Origin of the sequence: Rhodococcus sp. 06-235-1A (genome assembly GCF_002258785.1) — a bacterium.
Lineage (GTDB): Bacteria > Actinomycetota > Actinomycetes > Mycobacteriales > Mycobacteriaceae > Rhodococcoides.
Map to the genome: position 1 here is coordinate 59,249 of NZ_NOYI01000013.1, position 18,994 is coordinate 78,242.

17 protein-coding genes are annotated in these 18,994 nt (G+C 62.5%); 10 read left to right on the forward strand and 7 right to left on the reverse strand.

Annotated features, from left to right (window positions below):
• The first annotated feature begins 77 nt into the window (after positions 1-77).
• Complete coding sequence (locus CH275_RS13335) at positions 78-947, forward strand: SDR family NAD(P)-dependent oxidoreductase (RefSeq protein ID WP_238325070.1); 870 nt, start codon at positions 78-80, stop codon at positions 945-947.
• 265 nt (positions 948-1,212) lie between these two features.
• Here the strand turns inward: CH275_RS13335 and CH275_RS13345 are convergent, their stop codons facing one another.
• The 3 genes from CH275_RS13345 to CH275_RS13360 form a co-directional block, all read right to left on the reverse strand.
• On the reverse strand, positions 1,213-2,076 hold the full coding sequence (locus CH275_RS13345) for a helix-turn-helix transcriptional regulator (protein ID WP_032406804.1): 864 nt from the start codon (positions 2,074-2,076) through the stop codon (positions 1,213-1,215).
• 334 nt (positions 2,077-2,410) lie between these two features.
• Positions 2,411-3,457, reverse strand: a complete 1,047-nt coding sequence (locus tag CH275_RS13350; protein WP_032406803.1) for an NAD(P)-dependent alcohol dehydrogenase — start codon at positions 3,455-3,457, stop codon at positions 2,411-2,413.
• Between the two features lie 863 nt (positions 3,458-4,320).
• Entirely contained in the window at positions 4,321-5,424 is a 1,104-nt protein-coding gene (locus CH275_RS13360; RefSeq protein WP_256991007.1) for an MFS transporter, read from the reverse strand.
• 541 nt (positions 5,425-5,965) lie between these two features.
• Here CH275_RS13360 and CH275_RS13365 point away from each other — a divergent pair.
• Positions 5,966-6,175 carry a hypothetical protein gene (locus CH275_RS13365; RefSeq protein WP_032406800.1) on the forward strand — a complete coding sequence of 70 codons (210 nt, stop codon included), beginning with the start codon at positions 5,966-5,968 and terminating at the stop codon, positions 6,173-6,175.
• A 9-nt stretch (positions 6,176-6,184) separates the two neighbouring features.
• Here the strand turns inward: CH275_RS13365 and CH275_RS13370 are convergent, their stop codons facing one another.
• Positions 6,185-7,435 (reverse strand): MFS transporter, encoded by a 1,251-nt coding sequence (locus CH275_RS13370; RefSeq protein ID WP_179276146.1) that lies wholly within the window; start codon positions 7,433-7,435, stop codon positions 6,185-6,187.
• Between the two features lie 217 nt (positions 7,436-7,652).
• Positions 7,653-8,858 carry an MFS transporter gene (locus CH275_RS13375; protein ID WP_052060582.1) on the reverse strand — a complete coding sequence of 402 codons (1,206 nt, stop codon included), beginning with the start codon at positions 8,856-8,858 and terminating at the stop codon, positions 7,653-7,655.
• A 243-nt stretch (positions 8,859-9,101) separates the two neighbouring features.
• Between CH275_RS13375 and CH275_RS13380 the strand changes: the two genes are divergently transcribed.
• Positions 9,102-9,683: a TetR/AcrR family transcriptional regulator gene (locus CH275_RS13380; RefSeq protein WP_256991008.1), complete on the forward strand. Its 582-nt coding sequence runs from the start codon at positions 9,102-9,104 to the stop codon at positions 9,681-9,683.
• Here CH275_RS13380 and CH275_RS13385 read toward each other — a convergent pair.
• Complete coding sequence (locus CH275_RS13385) at positions 9,675-10,346, reverse strand: SDR family oxidoreductase (protein ID WP_094678853.1); 672 nt, start codon at positions 10,344-10,346, stop codon at positions 9,675-9,677. The genes CH275_RS13380 and CH275_RS13385 overlap by 9 nt on opposite strands.
• A gap of 261 nt (positions 10,347-10,607) precedes the next feature.
• On the opposite strand from CH275_RS13385, the gene CH275_RS13390 reads away from it, so the two are divergent.
• From CH275_RS13390 to CH275_RS13410, 5 genes are read left to right on the forward strand one after another with little or no spacing between them, the layout of a single operon-like run.
• On the forward strand, positions 10,608-11,048 hold the full coding sequence (locus tag CH275_RS13390) for a thioesterase family protein (protein ID WP_162248373.1): 441 nt from the start codon (positions 10,608-10,610) through the stop codon (positions 11,046-11,048).
• Positions 11,042-12,532: a flavin-containing monooxygenase gene (locus CH275_RS13395; RefSeq protein ID WP_094678857.1), complete on the forward strand. Its 1,491-nt coding sequence runs from the start codon at positions 11,042-11,044 to the stop codon at positions 12,530-12,532. Before CH275_RS13390 ends, CH275_RS13395 begins: the two co-directional genes overlap by 7 nt.
• Positions 12,529-14,295, forward strand: a complete 1,767-nt coding sequence (locus CH275_RS13400; protein WP_094678859.1) for an alpha/beta fold hydrolase — start codon at positions 12,529-12,531, stop codon at positions 14,293-14,295. The genes CH275_RS13395 and CH275_RS13400 overlap by 4 nt, the downstream gene beginning before the upstream one ends.
• The gene (locus tag CH275_RS13405) at positions 14,292-15,128 is read left to right on the forward strand and encodes an SDR family NAD(P)-dependent oxidoreductase (RefSeq protein WP_179276147.1); all 837 of its coding nucleotides are present in this window, start codon (positions 14,292-14,294) and stop codon (positions 15,126-15,128) included. Before CH275_RS13400 ends, CH275_RS13405 begins: the two co-directional genes overlap by 4 nt.
• A gap of 17 nt (positions 15,129-15,145) precedes the next feature.
• Positions 15,146-16,327, forward strand: coding sequence for a PucR family transcriptional regulator (locus tag CH275_RS13410; RefSeq protein WP_052060578.1), 1,182 nt, complete (start codon positions 15,146-15,148; stop codon positions 16,325-16,327).
• On the opposite strand, the gene CH275_RS13415 is transcribed toward CH275_RS13410, so the two are convergent.
• Positions 16,274-17,140, reverse strand: coding sequence for an SDR family NAD(P)-dependent oxidoreductase (locus tag CH275_RS13415; protein ID WP_052060577.1), 867 nt, complete (start codon positions 17,138-17,140; stop codon positions 16,274-16,276). The two genes, CH275_RS13410 and CH275_RS13415, sit on opposite strands and share 54 nt — an antisense overlap.
• A 245-nt stretch (positions 17,141-17,385) precedes the next feature.
• Between CH275_RS13415 and fdxA the strand changes: the two genes are divergently transcribed.
• Both fdxA and CH275_RS13425 read left to right on the forward strand, forming a co-directional pair.
• Positions 17,386-17,703: a ferredoxin gene (gene fdxA, locus CH275_RS13420; protein ID WP_032406796.1), complete on the forward strand. Its 318-nt coding sequence runs from the start codon at positions 17,386-17,388 to the stop codon at positions 17,701-17,703.
• Positions 17,700-18,926: a molybdopterin molybdotransferase MoeA gene (locus tag CH275_RS13425; RefSeq protein WP_094678863.1), complete on the forward strand. Its 1,227-nt coding sequence runs from the start codon at positions 17,700-17,702 to the stop codon at positions 18,924-18,926. The genes fdxA and CH275_RS13425 overlap by 4 nt, the downstream gene beginning before the upstream one ends.
• Positions 18,927-18,994 lie beyond the last annotated feature (68 nt).

Here is an 18,994-nt window from a genome sequence, read left to right on the forward strand (position 1 = left end):
CGGATCCAACGAAACGGCTTAGTATTCGGACAGCAAGCTGCTGACCGCCACGCTCATGGCCGCGGTGCCACCCCGCGGTGCACGACGAACGATTCCAGAACGAACTGCTCGCTGCTCTCGCGCAGCACACCGGACTCGACCTGCGGCACAATTGGATCGACCTGAAGGAAAACACCCTCATGACCGTCACGTACGACTTCACCGGCAAGACCGCATTCGTCACCGGTGCCAGCGCCGGAATGGGCGCGGCAACTGCCCGCGCGTTCGCCGAAGCCGGTGCCCAAGTTGCCATTGTCGACCTCGACGGGGACGCTGCACGGCACCTCGCAGACGAGTTGAACGCCAACGGTTCCACGGCGATTGCGTTGCAGTGCAACGTCTCCGACGAGGATCAGGTTGCCGCGGCAGTCCAGGCCACCGTCGAGGCTTTCGGCACTGTGGATATGGCCTTTAACAATGCCGGAATCATGCTGCCGCCCGTCGATTCCGCAGACGAAACTGCCGACGCCTTCGACAAGATCGTTGCCGTGAACCTACGGGGTGTGTGGGCGTCGATGAAGCACGAACTCGTACAGATGCGTGAGCAGGGGTCCGGTGCCATCGTGAACTGTTCCTCTCTCGGTGGTCTGGTCGGCGGAGCTGGTCGTGCCACCTATCACGCAACCAAGCACGGCGTCATCGGTTCCACCAAAAGTGTTGCGCTGCAATACGGACAGCATGGAGTGCGCGTCAACGCGGTGTGTCCCGGAACCATCAGTACGCCGATGGTCGAACGGATGATCGCGGGTGGAGAGCTCGATTCCGACGCTGCCGCGAGTGGTGTGCCGTTGGGACGGCTCGGGCGGCCGGAGGAGATTGCGGCGGCGGTGCTGTGGCTGTGTAGCGATGCCGCGAGTTACGTCACCGGCGTGGCTTTGCCCGTCGATGCGGGGTATACCGCGCAGTAGAGCTCGGCCAGCGTCCACGGACTCGTGAGGTGGTCCACAGACCACTGCTCAGCTCGACCTTTCGGGACCTTTACAAGTCGACCAACCCCGAACGTATCGCGCAGAATTTCGACTGGTTCGATTTCGAGCTCGACGACGAGCTGGCCGCCATGAATGCTCTCGACCGAGGTGTAGGCGGGGACCCGACCCCGACGACGTGGACTCGACAACATTCGACGTCGAGATCACCGAACCCTGACCGACATGCGTGCCGGGGGCTGCGCTCTCACGCCTCTGCGTGTTGCGCCGCCCAAGATCCGAGTAGATGCAAACGTTCGGCGCTCGGCGAGCCTGGCTCCGCGGTGTAGACCATGAGGATGGATCCGGGGTCAGCGGTGACGACGAGCTCCTCGTAGGCGAGGTGAATTTCGCCGACGACCGGGTGGTTGAAACGCTTCTTGCCCGCCCCGTGCGTCCGGACGTTGTGGGCACCCCACAACGTCCGGAATGTCTCGTCGCGCGTGGAAAGTTCACCGACGAGATCCTGGAGGCCCTTGTCGTGAGGGTCGCGTCCGGCCTCGGCGCGCATGATGGATACACACATTGCGGCGAAGGTGTCCCAGTCGGGATAAAACTCCCGGGACAACGGATCGAGGAATTGGAATCGAGCGAGGTTGGGCGTTCGTCCACCGTCTCCGATGATCGGGGCGTAGAACGCCCTACCGAGTTCGTTGGTCGCCAGCAGGTCTTGACGCTGATTGCGAACGAAAGCCACGCCTTCCGTTATCGAGTCCAGCGCCCACTGCAGACTGATTCTCTGGTTGGTCGGGCGCGAGGCCTTGCGACGCGGCCGTCCGGACGTCGGAATTCCGTCAGCGGCTCGTGCGAGGTCGAGTAGATGTGCGTGTTCGGTATCGTCGAGCTGCAGGGCGCGTGAGAGTGCATCGAGCACGGACGCCGACGCACCGCCGATCGCGCCGCGCTCGATGCGTGCGTAGTACTCGACGGAGAGGCCGGCCAAGGACGCGACCTCGCTGCGTCGCAGTCCGGCGACCCGGCGGTTCATTCCGCCTACGATGCCGGCCGCGTCGGGCGTCAGCCGGGCCCGGCGCGTCATGAGGAACTCACGTACCTCGGCTTTGTTGTTCATACATCCAAGGTTAAGGCTGAGCCTGACCTGACGCGAGGCCCTGTCGGGGCACCCTTCGCGACGACGCCGGCAGTGAAGCCCCGGGGGAGTGAGGCTCCTGACGTTCATCGGTGCGTTGGGTTCACGGCGTACGCACCGCGATCGTGTCGAAAGACTCAATGCTGCAGGGATTTCCGCGCAGGCGATCTAGCGCCTGCAGTCACCTCTCGGCCTCGATCTGGATGCGCAGTCGCGGGAAGAAACCGCGGTATCCATTTCGGCGCAGAAAGCCGCCTGTGCACATACATCGTGTGCGTGGACAGGCGGTATTCGTTCTATCGTTGTCCGGGGCCGATCAAGCCAGAGTCGCCGTGTCGATGACGAATCGGTACCGGACGTCGGAGGCGAGCACGCGCTCCCAGGCGTCGTTGATCTTGTCGGCGGAGATGACCTCGATCTCGGCACCGAGATGGTGCTCGGCACAGAAGTCGAGCATTTCCTGGGTCTCGGCGATGGAGCCGATGGCCGATCCTGCGAACGTCCTGCGAGAGGGAATGAGCGAGAAGATTTGCAGCGGAAGTGGTTCCGCAGGAGCCCCCACGTTGACCATCGCGCCGTCGACGGCGAGCAGCGACAGGTGTGCGTTCAGATCGATTGGGGCGCTGACGGTGTTGATGATCAGGTCGAACGTGGACGAGAGTGTCTCGAAGGTGCTGGGGTCGCTGGTGGCGTAGTAGTGGTCTGCTCCCAGCCGAAGTCCGTCTTCCTGCTTTTTCAGCGACTGCGAGAGCACTGTGACCTCGGCACCCATGGCATGGGCGATCTTGACGGCCATGTGGCCGAGTCCGCCCATACCGACGACGGCGACCTTACTGCCGGGTCCGGCACCCCAGTGGCGCAGGGGTGAGTAGGTGGTGATGCCGGCGCACAGCAGGGGTGCGGCGGCGTCGAGTTCGATGCCCTCGGGGATCTTGACGACGAAGTGCTCGGTGACGACGACCTGCTGGGAGTAGCCGCCCTGGGTTGTGGTGCCGTCGCGGTCCGTGCTGCCGTAGGTCTGAATGTTGCCGACGAGGCAGTACTGCTCGAGTCCTTTGACGCACTGGGCGCACTCGCCGCACGAGTTGACCATGCAGCCGACTCCGACGCGATCGCCGACGGCGTGTTTGGTGACCTCGGAGCCGATCTCGCTAACGATGCCGGCGATTTCGTGTCCGACGACCTGGGGGTAGCTGATCGGTCCCCATTCGCCGCGTGCGGTGTGGATGTCCGAGTGGCAGATGCCGGCAAATTTTATGTCGATGCGGACGTCATGAGGTCCGACGTCACGGCGCTCGATCGTGTTGGGGGAAAGTGGCTTGTCGGCTGCGGTGGCGGCGTAGGCCTTTACGGAAGTTGTCATACTTCGATACAACAACAGCGGACCCGATCGAACCAGTGTCTGATGAGAGGTGTACCGAAAGGGCACCCCATGGTTGTCTCAGTCCGGGAACAGAAAGGTCCATGATCCCCGGTGCCGTCACGACGTTGGAGACTACGGCGAGCAGGTCGAGGTGATCCGCGGCATCGTCGGTGACCGACAGCTTCCAGTGTGGTGGAACCATCAACGGGGCAACACAGTTCGAGGGCTAGCTGACGTGCGTCGGGCAGTGAGATTCGTTCGGCGTCGTCATTTCCGCAGAAGTCATCGATGGCCGGGCGGATCTTTGTCGCTGCTGCCGACGCCACGCCTTGTCACGGAAATCCTCGGTATGGAAACGGGGGAAGTCCTGGTCATTGCGTGCAGTCGGATATTCGAAATACACAATGCAGCAAAGATATTGGGGCTCCTCAACGGTCGAATTTGCGGTGATCCACAGCGTCTCGTTCAACTCGACATCGTCAGGGACCAGGGAGGCGAGGTCGCCTTTCTCGCTGCGTATAGGCGCGGTTGAACACCGGTGCCGTCGAGGGATAAGTACTGTGGTCGCACTATTGGCCCTGTCGGGCGGGGGCTGCTGCGTTTCGGGCCCTCTGGAGCACAACGTTGGACGTGGTTCGACACCGACGTCGGACCACGTCCAACCATCCTGAGCTCCGGATCGTCGTCGGCAGTTTCACAGTCCAGACGACCGCCGCGCTGCGACGCGTTCGGTCAGCGAACTTCGACTTCGTGGCCGGCGACCGACTGCGACGGTGCAGACGCAGCATCGCTATCCCGACGTGCCCGGTCGATGATCACGAGCGCGGCCAGCGGAACCACGAGCAACACTGCGAACAGTGCACCTACGACGGGAATCGCGGCGGGTCCGTATTCGCTGATCGCTTGCGCTGTGACCCATGTGCCGACGGCGGTGCCGAGGTGAACATCGACGTGCACAGCGATGTGGCCAGAGTCGGCGCGCCCTCTGCGAATCGGACGGCCATCGACATGAGCACGGGGTTCGTGCCCAGGCCGGCCATTCCCGCGACAGCGAGAAGGGCGATCGATGGCGTAGCGAAAGATGAAAAGACGCTCAGTAGTCCGAGTGCGATCACGACGATGACGCCACCGTTCAGCGCGGTGACGTAGGGCGCGCGGTCTGCGAACCGACCGCTGTTGAGGGTGCCGGTGACGGCACCGACGCCGAAGATAGTGAGACCCAGGGGGAGGAGTCCGACGGCCAGGCCGGAGCGTTCTGTGAGCAGTGGTGCGATGAACGAGTAGGTGGACATGACGGCCGTCGAGATCAGCACGCACGCTGCCATGACCACCCAGAGTCTTCCGGTGGCGACCGCTGCGAGTTGCGAGCGAAGAGGGATGACCGTCGATACCGAACGACCACTGGGAACGAAGCGGGCGATAGGCACCGATGCGAGTACGGCAAATACCGCGAGGATCCAGAACGGGCCGCGCCAACCTACGAGCTGGCCGGCAACAGAGCCGAGGGGCACCCCGATCACCGTCGCGAGAATGCCTCCACTGAGGACCAGACCAATGGCGCGCGCACTGGCGTTCGGTCCCGCAACGCGGGACGCGACAGATGCGGCGAGCGACCAGAATGCGCCCGTTGCGAGCGCGGTCACGAAGCGAGCCACGAGGATGACGGACAGGTCGTCTGTGAGTGCGACGACGATGTGTCCGGCGGAATAAACAGCGAGCGCGAGCAGAAGTGTCGTTCGTTCGGGCATCTCGAGTGCCGCCACCGCGATCAACGGGGTGGCGATCATGCCGATCGCGAACGCAGTGACCAGGAGTCCGGCCTCGGAGATGCCGATGGCGAGGTTGGAGGCGATATCGGGCAGGAGTCCGGCAACGACGAATTCCGACGTGCCCATGAGGAACGTACCCATTGCGAGGACGTAGACGAGGAACGGCAAGGACTTTCGTTCACTGGTGGAATTGGACACAGCTGAGTTCTTTCGGGTGGGGTTCTGTTGTTTCGAGCTCGTACCGAGCGCAGGCGAGATCGGCGTCCGACTCTGGGTGCGATGCTTACTCATTGCCAGTAGGCGCAAACGTCCTGGATTGATCCGTCTTCGACACTATTGCCCACGACGCGCAGCTAGAAGGCACTGACAGGGAACCCCACCTGTGTCGACCGAGTAGATGGAGCGCAGCGCGGCGGGTGGCGGGGATGCCGAGATTCGAGTTCGCTTCATCCGCTCGGATGATGAGAGCGCAATCTGTTCGCAATCAACAGTTTTGACCGGACAGTGCTTATGATCTTGATGACCGGGAGCAGATCGACGGAAGTCATCTTCTACTCATCACTTTGGGTCGTACTCGCATAAACGCAGACGGACGCAGGTGGTCATTCGATTTGCCGAACACTCAGCTCAACGGGCCGACGATGGACGCCGATACATCCACCTGAATTGTTATCTCTAGTACAGCGGTCCGGGGTTCGAATCCCTGATGGCGCACACCAAGTGCCCCTGAACTGCTTAATTGCTGTCATGCGCACTTTTTGTTGTCTGGGAAGGTCAAGACGTCTGGAAGCAGGACGAGGAGTTTCCGATCGACGCCGACCTCGACATCATCACCGCCCACGGCTCCCTCGATGTGCGCGCTGCGTCGATCGATTGGGATGACGACGCCGCCCTCAGCGCCGGCGATGGTCGATTTCGGGACGGCGGTTTCTGCTCGACGCGGTGGTGATCGTGACCGTCATGAGGAAAGTGCAGTTGTTGGCCAGTGGGCCGGCTTGCTCAGCCCCCGGACGTCGCGGCTGGCCGCTAGCGGCGCGAGGCTGGCGACCAGAAGTGCCGAGCCGATGAACATCGACGCCGGTCCGCCGGCAGCGGCGACCGACAGCCCCGCTGCTGGTGGGGCCAGCGGCGCAAGTCCGAGCGAGAAGACTCCACCGGCGGCGTTGACGCGTGCTTGGAGGTGTGTGGGCGTTACCGACGCGATGAAGGCGGAGATGCCGGCGTTGTTGGCGGGGAGCAGCACGATGCCGGCGGCGAACAGCGCACCGATCAGGACCACATTTGTCGTCAATCCCATCGGGGCGACGATGACGGCCAACGCCAAGCCCGTGGACATCGTCAACCGCCCGGTGCGGAAGGTCGCAACAATTCGCCCCGCCGCAACTGCGCCGATCAGACCTGCGGCGGCGGCTACCGTGTCGATGAGACCGATGGCCACCGGGTTCACGCCATCTCGGATCAGCCGCAAGGTCACAGCGGTGAAGACGTATGCCAAGGCGAAGTTGAACATTCCTCCCCACATCAGGATTGCGCGCACCGAACTGTGTCGCCACACGAAAACGAAGCCGTCGCGTGCGTCGCTCAGAAAGGACCTGCTCGGTTGATCCGACGTTCTCGTCGTCGTCGGCAATCGGCTCGAGAGGAGCCCAAATGTCAGGTAGCTGATCGCGTCGACGATGAACGGCACACTGCGCGCAATCGAGTACAGCGCCCCACCCAACGGTGGGCCGATCAAAGTCGCAAGGTGCTCCCGTACCTGAATGCGTGTGTACGCCAACGGAAGCTGGCCTATCGGAACCGCGTGCCGAATTGCTGCTGATACCGCAGGACCGACGAACGCGTCGGCCACCCCGATCGCCAACCCGGCGAGCACCAGATGGATCAGACTCAGTGTGTGGGTGAGCGAGGCGGCGGCGACGCTCGACATCGACACGGTTGCAGCAACATTGGCGACAGTGAGCGTCCGACGGTGAGGCCACCGGTCGACGAGCGGACCGGACACCAGCCGCCCCAGCAGCTCGCCGGTCAGGACGCCGGTGGCGGCCAGGCCTGCCAAGAACGTCGAGCCGGTCAAGGCAAAGCCGACCAGGGGGAAGACCAATGTGCTCATCGACGAACCCACACCGGAGAGCACACCGCCGGTCCACAGGATCAGGAAGGACCGGTTCCGGTGCAGTGGAGACTCGTCGACGCCCTTGTTCGAATCCACCAGGTCTGTCCTCCTGTCGCCAGTGCACCGTATACCGGTATGCCGGCCAGGGCACCGCCGATCACTCGCCCGCGGTATGAAGCCAGGCTCAGACGCTAGTGCGTTCTGTGTCAGGTTCGAGGATTCTGCGCGGCGTGGCCGCACCGCATGCTCGCTCAGGTATAAAGAGGCTCTCAGTTACCAAGAGGCTCAGGCATGGCTCAGGATTGCTGGTTTCTCAGGAGTTGCTGGACGGTGTGGTGTGGACCGTGAATGACCCGAGCCTCGGAAGCATCACTGCCATGAGCACGGACGCGGTCCCGAGTGCGATCAGTGCTCCGGTGAGCCCGCCGAACACGGCACCGAGGGCGACGACGACGAGGGGGCACAGGAATTCACCGGTGAACATGGCGGCTGTCCAGGCTCCGGTGCCGCGGGCGCGCTGAGCGTAGTCGAGGTCGCTGACAACCCAGTGGAGCAACGTCGGAAGCAGCAGTCCACATCCGGCCGAAGCGATGATGCCACCAACCGCGACGAACAGGGGATTCGATGCCAGTCCGACGACGGCCAGGCCGATACCGGATGCACCGAATGCAATGGGCAACAACATCTTCGGACCGGCGTCGGAAAGTCGACCGAAAGTGAGCGCGGCAAGTGCCGTAGCCAGCGCGACTAGCGCACTCACGATGCCGATGGTAGCTGTGTTGTTCACACCGACGGCGTCGAGTTTGATCGGAATCTGCACGATCGGTGTGTAGAACACGGCCCCGCCGAACAGTGTGACGGCCAACGGTTTGAGCAGAGGCCGCCATCGAATCGACGCAACCAGGTCTTGCATCGTGGTCGTGGAACGAGGCTGCCACAGCATGATCGGGGTGAGGATCGCGAAGACGACTCCGACGGTGTAAAGCCAGAACGGAGTTCTCCAGTCGTTCTGTGCAAGTGCGCCGCCGAGACCGATGAAGACCACGGCCGACAAACTCGTGAACACCACCTGCAACCCGAAGTAGCGAGCGCGGTCCTTGCCGGAGAAGTAATCAGCGATCAGTGTGGTGCAAGAGGTCATGATGGCGGCTTCGGCAACGCCGACACCGAGTCTCGACGCCACGATCAACGGGAGTGAGTCCAAAAAGAACGGGGCGATTCCGAACAGCGAGTAGACGACGAGCGCGACAGTCAGCAGTCGGATGCGACCCACCTTGTCGATCACCCGTCCCGCGCCGAGCGCGAGCAAACCGATCATCAGCGCAGGCGCAGTGATGGTCAGGGGAACCAAGGCTTCGACGCCGGGTGTGTCGGCAAACTCGTCGAGCATCTGCGGTTGAATCGGGGCGAGCAACACCGCACCGAGCACCGGCAGGCAACTCATCGAGACCAACAGAATTCCCTGGGTGCGACCTGGCGTCCTCTGCTGCACACCAGGTTCGGAACCGAGTTGAGTCATGTAGATCTCCCTGAATCGTACGAAGGACCTCGAGTGAGGTGGGTCACGCATCGCCGCAAAGTGTGTGTCGGTGTCGGCGATCAGGGAAATCGAATGTGTTGACACCGCATATCAGTCCGAGTGATACATCTCGAGCCTCCCCACGTCAGCGACGTCGAGGTGGGGTGCGGCGGGTCGGGTGCACAGCTGAGCACCCTTGTTATGATGGACGACATAATCAGAGCCGACCCGAGAGGTGGCACCATGCCGAGACGGTCGACCGCACGCGAAGACATGCTGCGCAGCGCCATCGCGTTGTTCAAACAGAGGGGCGTCGAGGCAACGTCCGTCGCCGACGTCCTGGAACATGCGGGTGCTCCGCGAGGCTCGGTCTACCACCATTTTCCGCAGGGTCGACCACAGCTGGTGGAAGAGGCGACCCGAGCGGCCGGTACCTTCATGGGTTCGATGATCTCGGCAGGATTGACAACCCTCGGTCCGCTGCGGACGGTTGAAGCGATCATTTCCGGATTTCGCGGCGAGTTACTGGCCACCGATTTCGCATCGGGGTGTCCGGTGGCCTCCGTCGCTATCGAAGGGCCTCAGAGTCCGGCCGCACTCGCTGCCGCGGGGGAGTCGTTCACCTCGTGGGAGGACACGATCGCGGCGTCACTGTGGCAGCACGGTATCGATCAGGAACGCGCCCATGGGTTGGCCACCATGGCACTCTCGGCTATCGAGGGCGCCTTGCTGCTGTGCAAGGCACAGCGGAGCACCAGGGCGCTGGACCTTGTAGAGAAAGAAATGGTGCTCTTGTTCAATGGAGTCGTCGGCTCGTCACGGTAGCCGAGCGCCAGAGCCTGCGATCACTTGCCGAACCGCATCGGCGACAGGCGTTGTGCCGTCGGTGAGTTCGACGATCGTCCCGGTCAGTGCGGGTTCGGCCAACGCTGCCGCGATGAACGATGCGACGTTGTCGCGCCGTACGTCGCCGTGCTCGATGGCCAATCCGGCGGTGACGGTGCCATCCCCCGGCTCGTCGAGTAGCACTCCGGGCCGGACGATCAGCCAATCCAACTCGGTGTGGGACAGGTAGACATCGGCAGTCTTCTTGGTGGCCATGTAGTGCTCGAATCCTTCGGAAGGCTGTTGGCTGCGGCCCGATTCGGGGAACGCCGAGACCAGTACGAACCGCTTCACGCCCGCACTGTGCGCTGCGTCGGCTGCCTTTTCCAAACCTTTTCCGTCGATCGACGTCGTCTTGTCCATGCCGGTACCGTGTGCGCCTGCACTGAAGACGACGGCGTCGTGGCCGGCGAACGCGGTTGCCAGCGTGGCGGCGTCGCTATCGATGAGGTCACCGAAAACAGCTGTAGCGCCGGTTGATTCGACTCGGTCACGGTGAGCGAGGTTGCGGATCATTCCGGAGACCGTGTCACCGCGAGCGGTCAGAACGGTGCTCAGTCTGGAGCCGATGCCGCCGGCAGCTCCGATGATGAAGATCTTCATATGGTCTCTCCTGGCTGTCGGTGAACACTGTATCGGCCGAGCCTTCCTCGGGCGTTGTGCATGCGCACACCTTCCTGCGTTCGGACGTGTTGTGGCAGCTATCGCGACGACGAACCTTCTCGACCACGATGGTGCAGAGAATACGTCGGCGAAGGGGTGAACACTGTGATCATGACGATCCGCTGGCTCGTTCGCATGCGGTCCACGAGGCGAAAAGCCACGGTAGGGGAGGTTTTGGAAACGCGGTTCCGGGTGCTTCTCGTGGATCTCGACGTCCTGATGCACATGACGAACGGTCGATACCTGTCCGTTCTGGACGCTGCGCGAATTTCGTACTACGCAAGAACAGGTCTCTGGGCGCAGTTTCGCAGCCGCGGGTGGAGCCCGGTGGTGACCGCCCAAACCATCACATATCACCGTTCTCTCACTTTCCCTCGGTCGTACCGCGTGCGAACACGCCTGCTGGGCACCGATGCCAAAAATCTCTACTTCGAGCAGGTATTCCACATCGGCGACATCGACTATGCGACCGCGTTCGTGTCTGTTCGCCTGACGAGCAAGACTCACGGTTCGGTCGGTCCCGCTGAAATCTTGACCCTCGACGGCGCGTTCGCACTGCCCACTGAGTTGCCGGCTTCGGTCACCTCGTGGTCTGAATTCTCCCGAAAGCCTCACTCACAGAACGCGAGAGAATCATGGTGAAAACCGGCTCCGACGCCGATCCCGATTATCACACCCTGGCAGTCATCGGTTCGGGGTTCGCCGGTCTCGGTGCCGCTATCCGGCTGGAAAAATTGCACAGCGGCAGCGTCGTCATCTTCGAGCGGGCGTCGTCGCTGGGGGGAGTGTGGCGCGACAACGATTATCCCGGTGCCGCCTGCGACGTGCAGAGCTTGCTGTACTCGTTTTCGTTCGCCCCGAGCCACACCTGGCGGCACACGTATGCGAGGCAGTCTGAGATTCGCTCGTATCTGCACAATCTCGCGCGCGATCACGGTCTGATCCCGCGTCTCCGAACCGGTTGTGCCGTGCGATCTTTGGCGTGGGACTCGAACACCTCACGATGGATACTCGACACCGCCCGGGGAAGGTCGACTGCCGACCATGTCGTGCTCGCCACCGGATCGCTCGCAGACCCGTCGCTGCCTGCTCTCGAGGGAATAGACACCTTTACCGGCCCCGTCTTCCACTCCTCTCGGTGGCGCCATGAGGTCGATCTCTCGGGGAAGCGAGTGGCCGTCGTCGGTACCGGTGCATCGGCAATTCAATTCGTGCCGAAGATCCAGCCGGTCGTGAAGTCTTTGACGCTGTTCCAACGCACTGCACCGTGGGTTATGCCTCGCAACGATCGGCCGATATCCGAGAGAACCCGTAGGCGTTTGCGGTCGGTTCCGGGTTACCAGCGTGCATCCAGAGCAGTCGTCTACGCCAAACGTGAGATCAAGCTGCTGGCCTTCCGGCACCCGGCACTGATGCGAATCGGAGAAAAGGAAGGACGAGCACATCTCGCGCATGCCGTGAGCGATCCTGCGCTGCGGGCGAAGTTGACGCCCGATTATCGGATGGGCTGCAAGCGAATTCTGCTGTCCGACGAGTACTACCCGGCGTTGGCTCAGCCGAACGTGACCGTCGAGAACGGGGGAGTAGCGAAGGTGACACCCACGGGAGTCGTGGATGCAGCGGGCGGAGTGCACGATGTCGATGCGATCATCTTCGGCACCGGGTTCGATACGCGCCGACTACCGTTGACCGACAGAGTATTCGATGGACAGGGTCGATCGATGGCCGAGAGTTGGGGCGAGAGCCCACGGGCCTATCTCGGTACCTCTGTCTCGGGTTTTCCGAACCTGTACCTGATGCACGGCCCCAATATTGCGCTCGGGCACACCTCGGTCATCATGATGTTCGAGTCGCAGATCCAGTACATCGGGAGGGCCATGAAGCGTGCAATCGATGCCGGTGGCTTCATCGAGCCGACGCCGCAGGCTCAGGCGAAGTACTCGACCGACATCGATGCACTGACCGAAGGAACAGTGTGGACCAGCGGCGGCTGTCGGAGTTGGTATCTCGATCCTTCCGGCCGCAACAGCAACCTGTGGCCCGGCAGCGTTCTCGGTTATCGCTCTCGTGCAGTTCGATTCGATCCCGAGGACCACCTCGTGCGTACCTCCGAGAGGCCACGATGACATCCGAGGCAATCGTTCTGCTGCATGGTCTCGGCGCTTCGGCCGCCACCTGGGATCGCGTGGAACCGCTCCTGGCCGGAAACGTCCTCGTGCCCGACCTGTCGGGAAGCGACACCATCGAGCACGATGCACTTCATGTCGCCCGTGAGATACGAGTAGCAGGTTTCGAGTCCGTCACCGTGGTAGGCCATTCGCGAGGCGGCCTGGTCGCGACATCACTGGCCGAGCAGTACCCCACGCTCGTTCGACGACTGGTGCTCGTCGCGACGACGCCGACCGTGTCGAGTCGACTGACCTCGCGCGGTCTGTCCGAGAGAATTCTCAGGACGCCGCTAGTCGGCAACGCAGTGTGGGCAATGCTTCCCGCGAGAATGCTGCGTGCAGGGCTCGGCTCTGCGTTCGCTCCGAGTGGTCCGGTGCCGGAGTTCGCGGTACAGGACCTATTGGCCACGGGTATTCGACGGTTCCGTACCTCGACCTCCTCGATCGATCACTACCTCGAGGAGCGTTCGCTCTCGGAACGTCTACCTGCACTGAGCTGCCCGGTGTCGGTGGTCTATGGACTCGACGACCGACGAGTGAACTCCAGTGACATGGCGTTGTCGGCGAGTGATCCGAGGATCGACGCCTACCCTTTGCCTCACGAGGGGCACGGTGCGCCCTGGAGTTCGGCGGGTGCCATCGCCGCGGTCGTCAACGGTCAGGCCTCACCGTCGGTGGCCCGTCTTCCGGCGACGACACTCAGTCCGAGTCTGCGGCCCGTCCGGTGGACACCGCCGAAGTCGACTGCCCGTGCGAGAGCGAAGTACAGCGACACCCCGATGGGCTCGATCAGACGCGTCGAACTGCCGGGCCGGGGCCCGGAGGACGTTCGGCTGGATTCCCAGGGACGGATTCTCACCGGACTCGTGGATGGGAGGGTTCTCCGGGTGACACTGATCGACGACAGTACTTCTACTGTCGAGACTCTCGCCGACACAGGGGGTAGGCCGCTGGGCATCACCGTCGTCGACGATTCGACGATTCTGGTGTGCGACAGCGAACGCGGTTTGTTGCGTGTCGATCTCGGCAGTGGCTGTGTCGACGTAGTGTTGGACCGCCTCGACTCCGTCCCGATCACGTTCGCGTCCAACGTCGTTCGGGCACCATCGGGAAATATCTACTTCACCGTGTCCTCGCGTAGGTTTTCGTTCGACGACTTCTTGGCGGATCTGCTCGAGCACTCGGGCACCGGTCATCTGGTGAAACTGACACCGGACGGTACGGCGCGAATCGTCGTCGATGGCATTCAGTTCGCCAACGGCCTGACTGTGTCGGATAACGAAGAGTTCGCAACGGTTGTGTCGACGGGAGACTTCGAAATCACTCGGTATTCTCTCGTCGATGGGACAGCGGTCCCGCGAACTCTGATCGACAACCTGCCCGCGTTCCCCGACAACATCTCGGTCGACGGCGACCTGACGTGGGTGTCGATGGCGACGCCCCGGAATGCGCTGCACGATCGAGTGGCCCGCTTGCCGGGAATCATCCGCCGAATCTCCTACTCCTTGCCGGAGAAGCTCCGACAAGGAGAACGGACCACGTGGGTCATGGCGATCGACCGAAACGGGTCGATAGTCCATGACTTGCAGTCGCCGACGCCCGACTTTGCCATGGTCACCAGCGTGGTGCGGCGCGGATCGCACCTGATCCTGGGGAGCATTTCGGAATCGGCCCTTGCCGTAGTGGATCTGCCCGACCACCCACAAGGGGTTGTTTCGTGACCGCTTCGCCGCTTTCCGGACAAGTCCTGTTGATCACCGGCGCGGCGGGCGGGCTCGGGTCCGCTACCGCGTTCGAGTGTTCCGCTCGCGGAGGCATTGTCGTTCTCGCCGATGTGGACGCAGCCGGTCTGGCCCGCGTGGCGGCCACCATGCCGGGGGAGTGCGACACATACGAGTTGGACGTTCGCGATGCCGAGGCCTGCAACCGAATGGTCGAGCAAATTCTCGCCACCCGTCGCCGGATCGACATCGTCTGGGCGAACGCTGGGGTGTCCGATTACGGTCCGATCGACCTGCTTCCCGAGGGAACGTGGCAGCGCATCATCGATATCAATTTGATCGGCGCGCACAATATCGTCCGAGCAGCCTTGCCCGCTGTCATGAAAGCGGAAGGCTATGTTGCTTTCACCTGTTCGTGGGCTTCGTTCGCTCACCAGCCCGGGCACTCGGCGTACGCAGCGGCCAAGGCGGGTCTCGAAGCCTTCGCCAACTCGCTTCGACTCGAACTGAGCGGAACCGGCGTACGGGTCGGGTCCTTTCACCCGGGGTGGATCGACACGACGCTGGTCACGAACAAAATGAGCCAACCAGCGTTCGTTGCGCTGCTACAAGCTCTCCCCGGGCCTTTCGGTGCTGTCACACACACGGACAGAATCGTCCCTCACTTCGTACGCGCACTCGAAAACCGTTCCTCCAGAATGATCTATCCGCGGGCAGGCAGGCTTCTGCTCGCTCTACGAGCGGTACTGACGACGGCACCTTTCACCGCCCGCAGTCGTGCCATCGCACCCGAAATTCGACGGCTGTCGGCTCGGGATATGACACGATCGTAGCGACGGAAGGTAGCTCGATGCAGGAAGACAGTGACACCACCCGGGAGCGGGCGATCGCGGCACGGATTTCGTCGCTGATCGCCGGTGCCGACGTAGAGCTCGACTCGGTGGCATCGCGATTGACGGATCTGTATCGCCAGCGGATTCCGTTGTACGACTCCGTCGCTCGCGAGGAAGTGGAACGCAATACCAGGGCCGTGCTCGATATAGTGGTGTGGCGCGTGCAAAGCAACTCGCCGTCGGTGGACGAAAGCGACGTGACCGAATTGGTCCGGCGCTGGGCGGATCAGACGATCCCACTCGAATTGGTTGCCCACAGCATCCAATTGGGGGCGCGGGAGCTGTTCAAGATAATCAGGCACAATGCGGCCGAGCAGAATCTGCCCACGGACGCAGTGGACGACATGCAAGACATGATGTGGGAGTGGGCGACGTCCTATTCGGCAGCCGTCAACACCGTGATGCAGGAGCGGGCAGTCACCGGTGCCATCCGCCGCTCGGATCTGATCCGGCAACTCGTCGAGAATTCGTACCTACCCTCTTCCCTGGCCGGCGACGCACAGGAGCACGGCATAGACCTGTCGCATTCGTACCGGGTCGCCTGCATCGTGTGGGACGACACGGTGACAGCGTCGGACGCTCGTGCGTTGCTCCGGATGCGTTGTAGAGGAGAGGTTCTCGATGTGGTCGACGCGGTCATCGACGGTCGATTGATAGCCTTGTTGCCCATCGTCCCGGAACGGCTGGAGTCCGAGATTGCCATCGGGGTGGGTGACGCACGCCAACCCTCCGACGCGCGCTCCTCGTACCAGCAGGCCCAACGCGCGCTCTCGTTGGCCACGATGTTCGGCAGAACCGGGTTGGTGGATCTCGCGGCGCTCGGACCACTTCCTCTGCTGGCCTTCGCCGACGAAGTCGCTGAGCAGATAGCCGGCGTTCACCTGAGCCCTCTATTGGTTCGCGGCGCGACCGGTCGAGAGATCATGGACACTGTCGCAACGTATCTCGACAACGATCGCCGCGTCGACGATACCGCCGCTGCGCTCTTCGTGCACCGCAACACCGTCCGCAACCGCGTCGCCCGTTTCGGCGACCTCACCGGGCTGGACATCGACTCGACCGCGGATTTGGTCTTGGTGTGGTGGTTACTGACCCGTGACCGAGCGCTGCGTGCGGGCCCGAAGAATCCCGTCCTCTAGAGCGGGAACCGTCTTCTTCACCCGCGGACGCAGAATGGCGTCCCACAGACGGCCTGTGAACACTCCGCGCACGGTGTCCACGCCGCGAAGTGCACCGGGTACATAGACCTTTCGACCACGTTCGACGATCGTGTTCACGAATGCCGCTGCGCAGTCGTCGAGTTCTGTCACGACGCTGAACGGCCACGGCATTTCCTCGATACCTGCGCGCACCGCCGCTATGCTGTGCTGCGACTCGAACATCGGTGTGCGCACGAATGCAGGGTGGGCGACGCCGACGCCGACGCCCTTGTGAGCCACTTCGAGCCGTAGCCCGCCACCGAACGCCTCGACACCGGTTTTAGATGCGGCGTAGGCAGATTGGCCCGGGATGTTCTTCAGGGCTGCAGCAGAGGAAACCAGGAGGTAGTAACCTCGCTGGGCCGTCACTGCAGGCAAGGTTGCGTGAACCGTCCGGATGACTCCTATGAGGTTGACTTCGACGATGGCGACCAGCGATTCGACATCGCTGATCGCGACGGTGCCGGCCTCGGCGATGCCGGCGTTGGCGACGACCACGTCCAGGCATCCGTATTCGGTCAAGACAGTGGACACGGCCAGTTCCAGCGACGCGGTGTCGGTGACATCTGCCACGACCGACATGTGTCGACAGTGGCGGGTCGTGTCCAGGGTCTCCAACACCGATGCGGAAATCTCGGACCGATCGACGAGGACCACGTGCGCGCCGAGCGATGCGAGTCGGCGACCTGTTTCGAGGCCTATGCCAGACGCCCCTCCGGTGATGAATGCGACTTTTCCCGCTACGGACGTCATTGTTCACAAGCCCTTCGAATCGGTCGGTCACAGGGGACTCGATAGATTGTGGATGGCAGCAAGGGCCGGGCGGAAGGTGCGAGTGTCCACTCTTGGGCCAGAGACGATGTGCGCGTGCACAACCGGCAAGGGTAGATGGCATTTCCATCGATGTACGCCCAAAGTTGCTATCTACGTTGGCTATTCGTATGTAGTATGACGTTCGGCATAATTGTCGACCGGAAATCAATGACGGACGGAGTCTCGTGACGTACATCGTGGCCGAACCTTGCGTCGACATTCTCGACAAGGCATGCATCGAGGAGTGCCCGGTGGATTGCATGTATCAGGGCGATCGGATGTTGTATATCCATCCGGACGAATGTGTGGATTGTGGTGCGTGTGAGCCGGTTTGCCCGGTGGAGGCGATCTTCTTCGAGGAGGACGTACCTCCGCAGTGGACTGGCTACGTATCCACCAATGCCGAGTTCTTCGAGGAACTCGGTTTCCCAGGGGGTGCTGCCAAGACTGGACCTACAGGTAAAGACACGATGCTGGTTGCCTCGGTTCAGGCTCGTTCATGAACTCGCCGTTCGCTACGTCCACTGTCGCCTTGCGGTCGGTGGAGGAGCACTCTGCGATGGTTGCCGGTCTGATCGGGATCACTGCGGTCAGGCAGTCCAATCTTGTGGCGGCATCCGGCCTTGTCCTGGCAGAGCCTGTGTTCGCACCGGATCCGCTTCCCCTGTTCGATACGTCCGTAGTCGATGGATACGCGGTGCATGTATCCGATCTCATCGGTGCCTCGGCCGAATCTCCCGTCCTATTGCCTGTTGCACAGCATGTTCCGGTGACATATCGCGCGCCGGTGGTGTCGGCTGTCGGCACGGCTGTCGAAATCTCGGCCGGGGCTCCCGTTCCCGCTGGGTCTACCGGGATAGTGCCCATGGACGAGGTGCGAGTAGATGAGGGCCGGGTGGAATTTCGTGGGAGATGCGCTTTCGGCGCTCACATCCGGCGTAGGGGTCGGGATGTGCGGGAAGGGCAGCGACTTCTCGCGCCGGGAACGGCCCTGTCCCCGGTGCATACAGGTCTGCTGGCCGGAGTCGGCGCTCGAAGCGTGTCGGTCCGAAGGCGATTGCGCGTAGCCGTGATTTCGACTGGTGACGAAATCATCTACCGATCAACAGTTCTCGGATTCGGTCAGATTCACGACTGCAACTCGGTGATGCTCGCAGCCGCCGTAGTGGCCTGCGGTGCCGACGTGACCATGTGCGTTTCGGTGGCGGACTCGGTGGACGAATTTCGGGCCGTTCTGGCGACGGCGTGCGCCGGAGCCGACGTCGTCATCACGTCCGGGGGGATCGATGCGGGCCGTGACGGAGTAGTCGACACAGCTCTGCGCGCAGAGGACATGGGATTCGTGGACGTCGCTATGTGGCCGGACCGACCAGAAGGTGCCGGCCGCATGTTGGGCACTGCGGTGCTCAGCTTTCCTGGTAATCCACTGGCCGCGTACGAATCCTTCGAGTTGTTCGCCCGCCCCAATTTTCGGTTGGCCATGGGGTTGAGCGCCGAGGAGCGTCGACAGGTGTCTGTGCCGCTTGCTCACGGCGTCGACCCGCGGCCTGGACATCCTTCGTTTCATCTCGCACACCTGAATACGAACGGAACGGTCACCTTGCTGACCGGGGTGGAACGGCATGGCCTCGAATCGGCAGCCGGCGCAGATTGTTTCGTGCGTCTGGACGATACGAGTGCGTCACTGGCGGCGGGACACCTGGTGGCAGCCGTCGCTCTGCGGTAGTCATCGTCCGCCCGCAACATATCGGTCCATGGCCTAGGCCATGGACCGATCTGCCCGCTATGCCGATG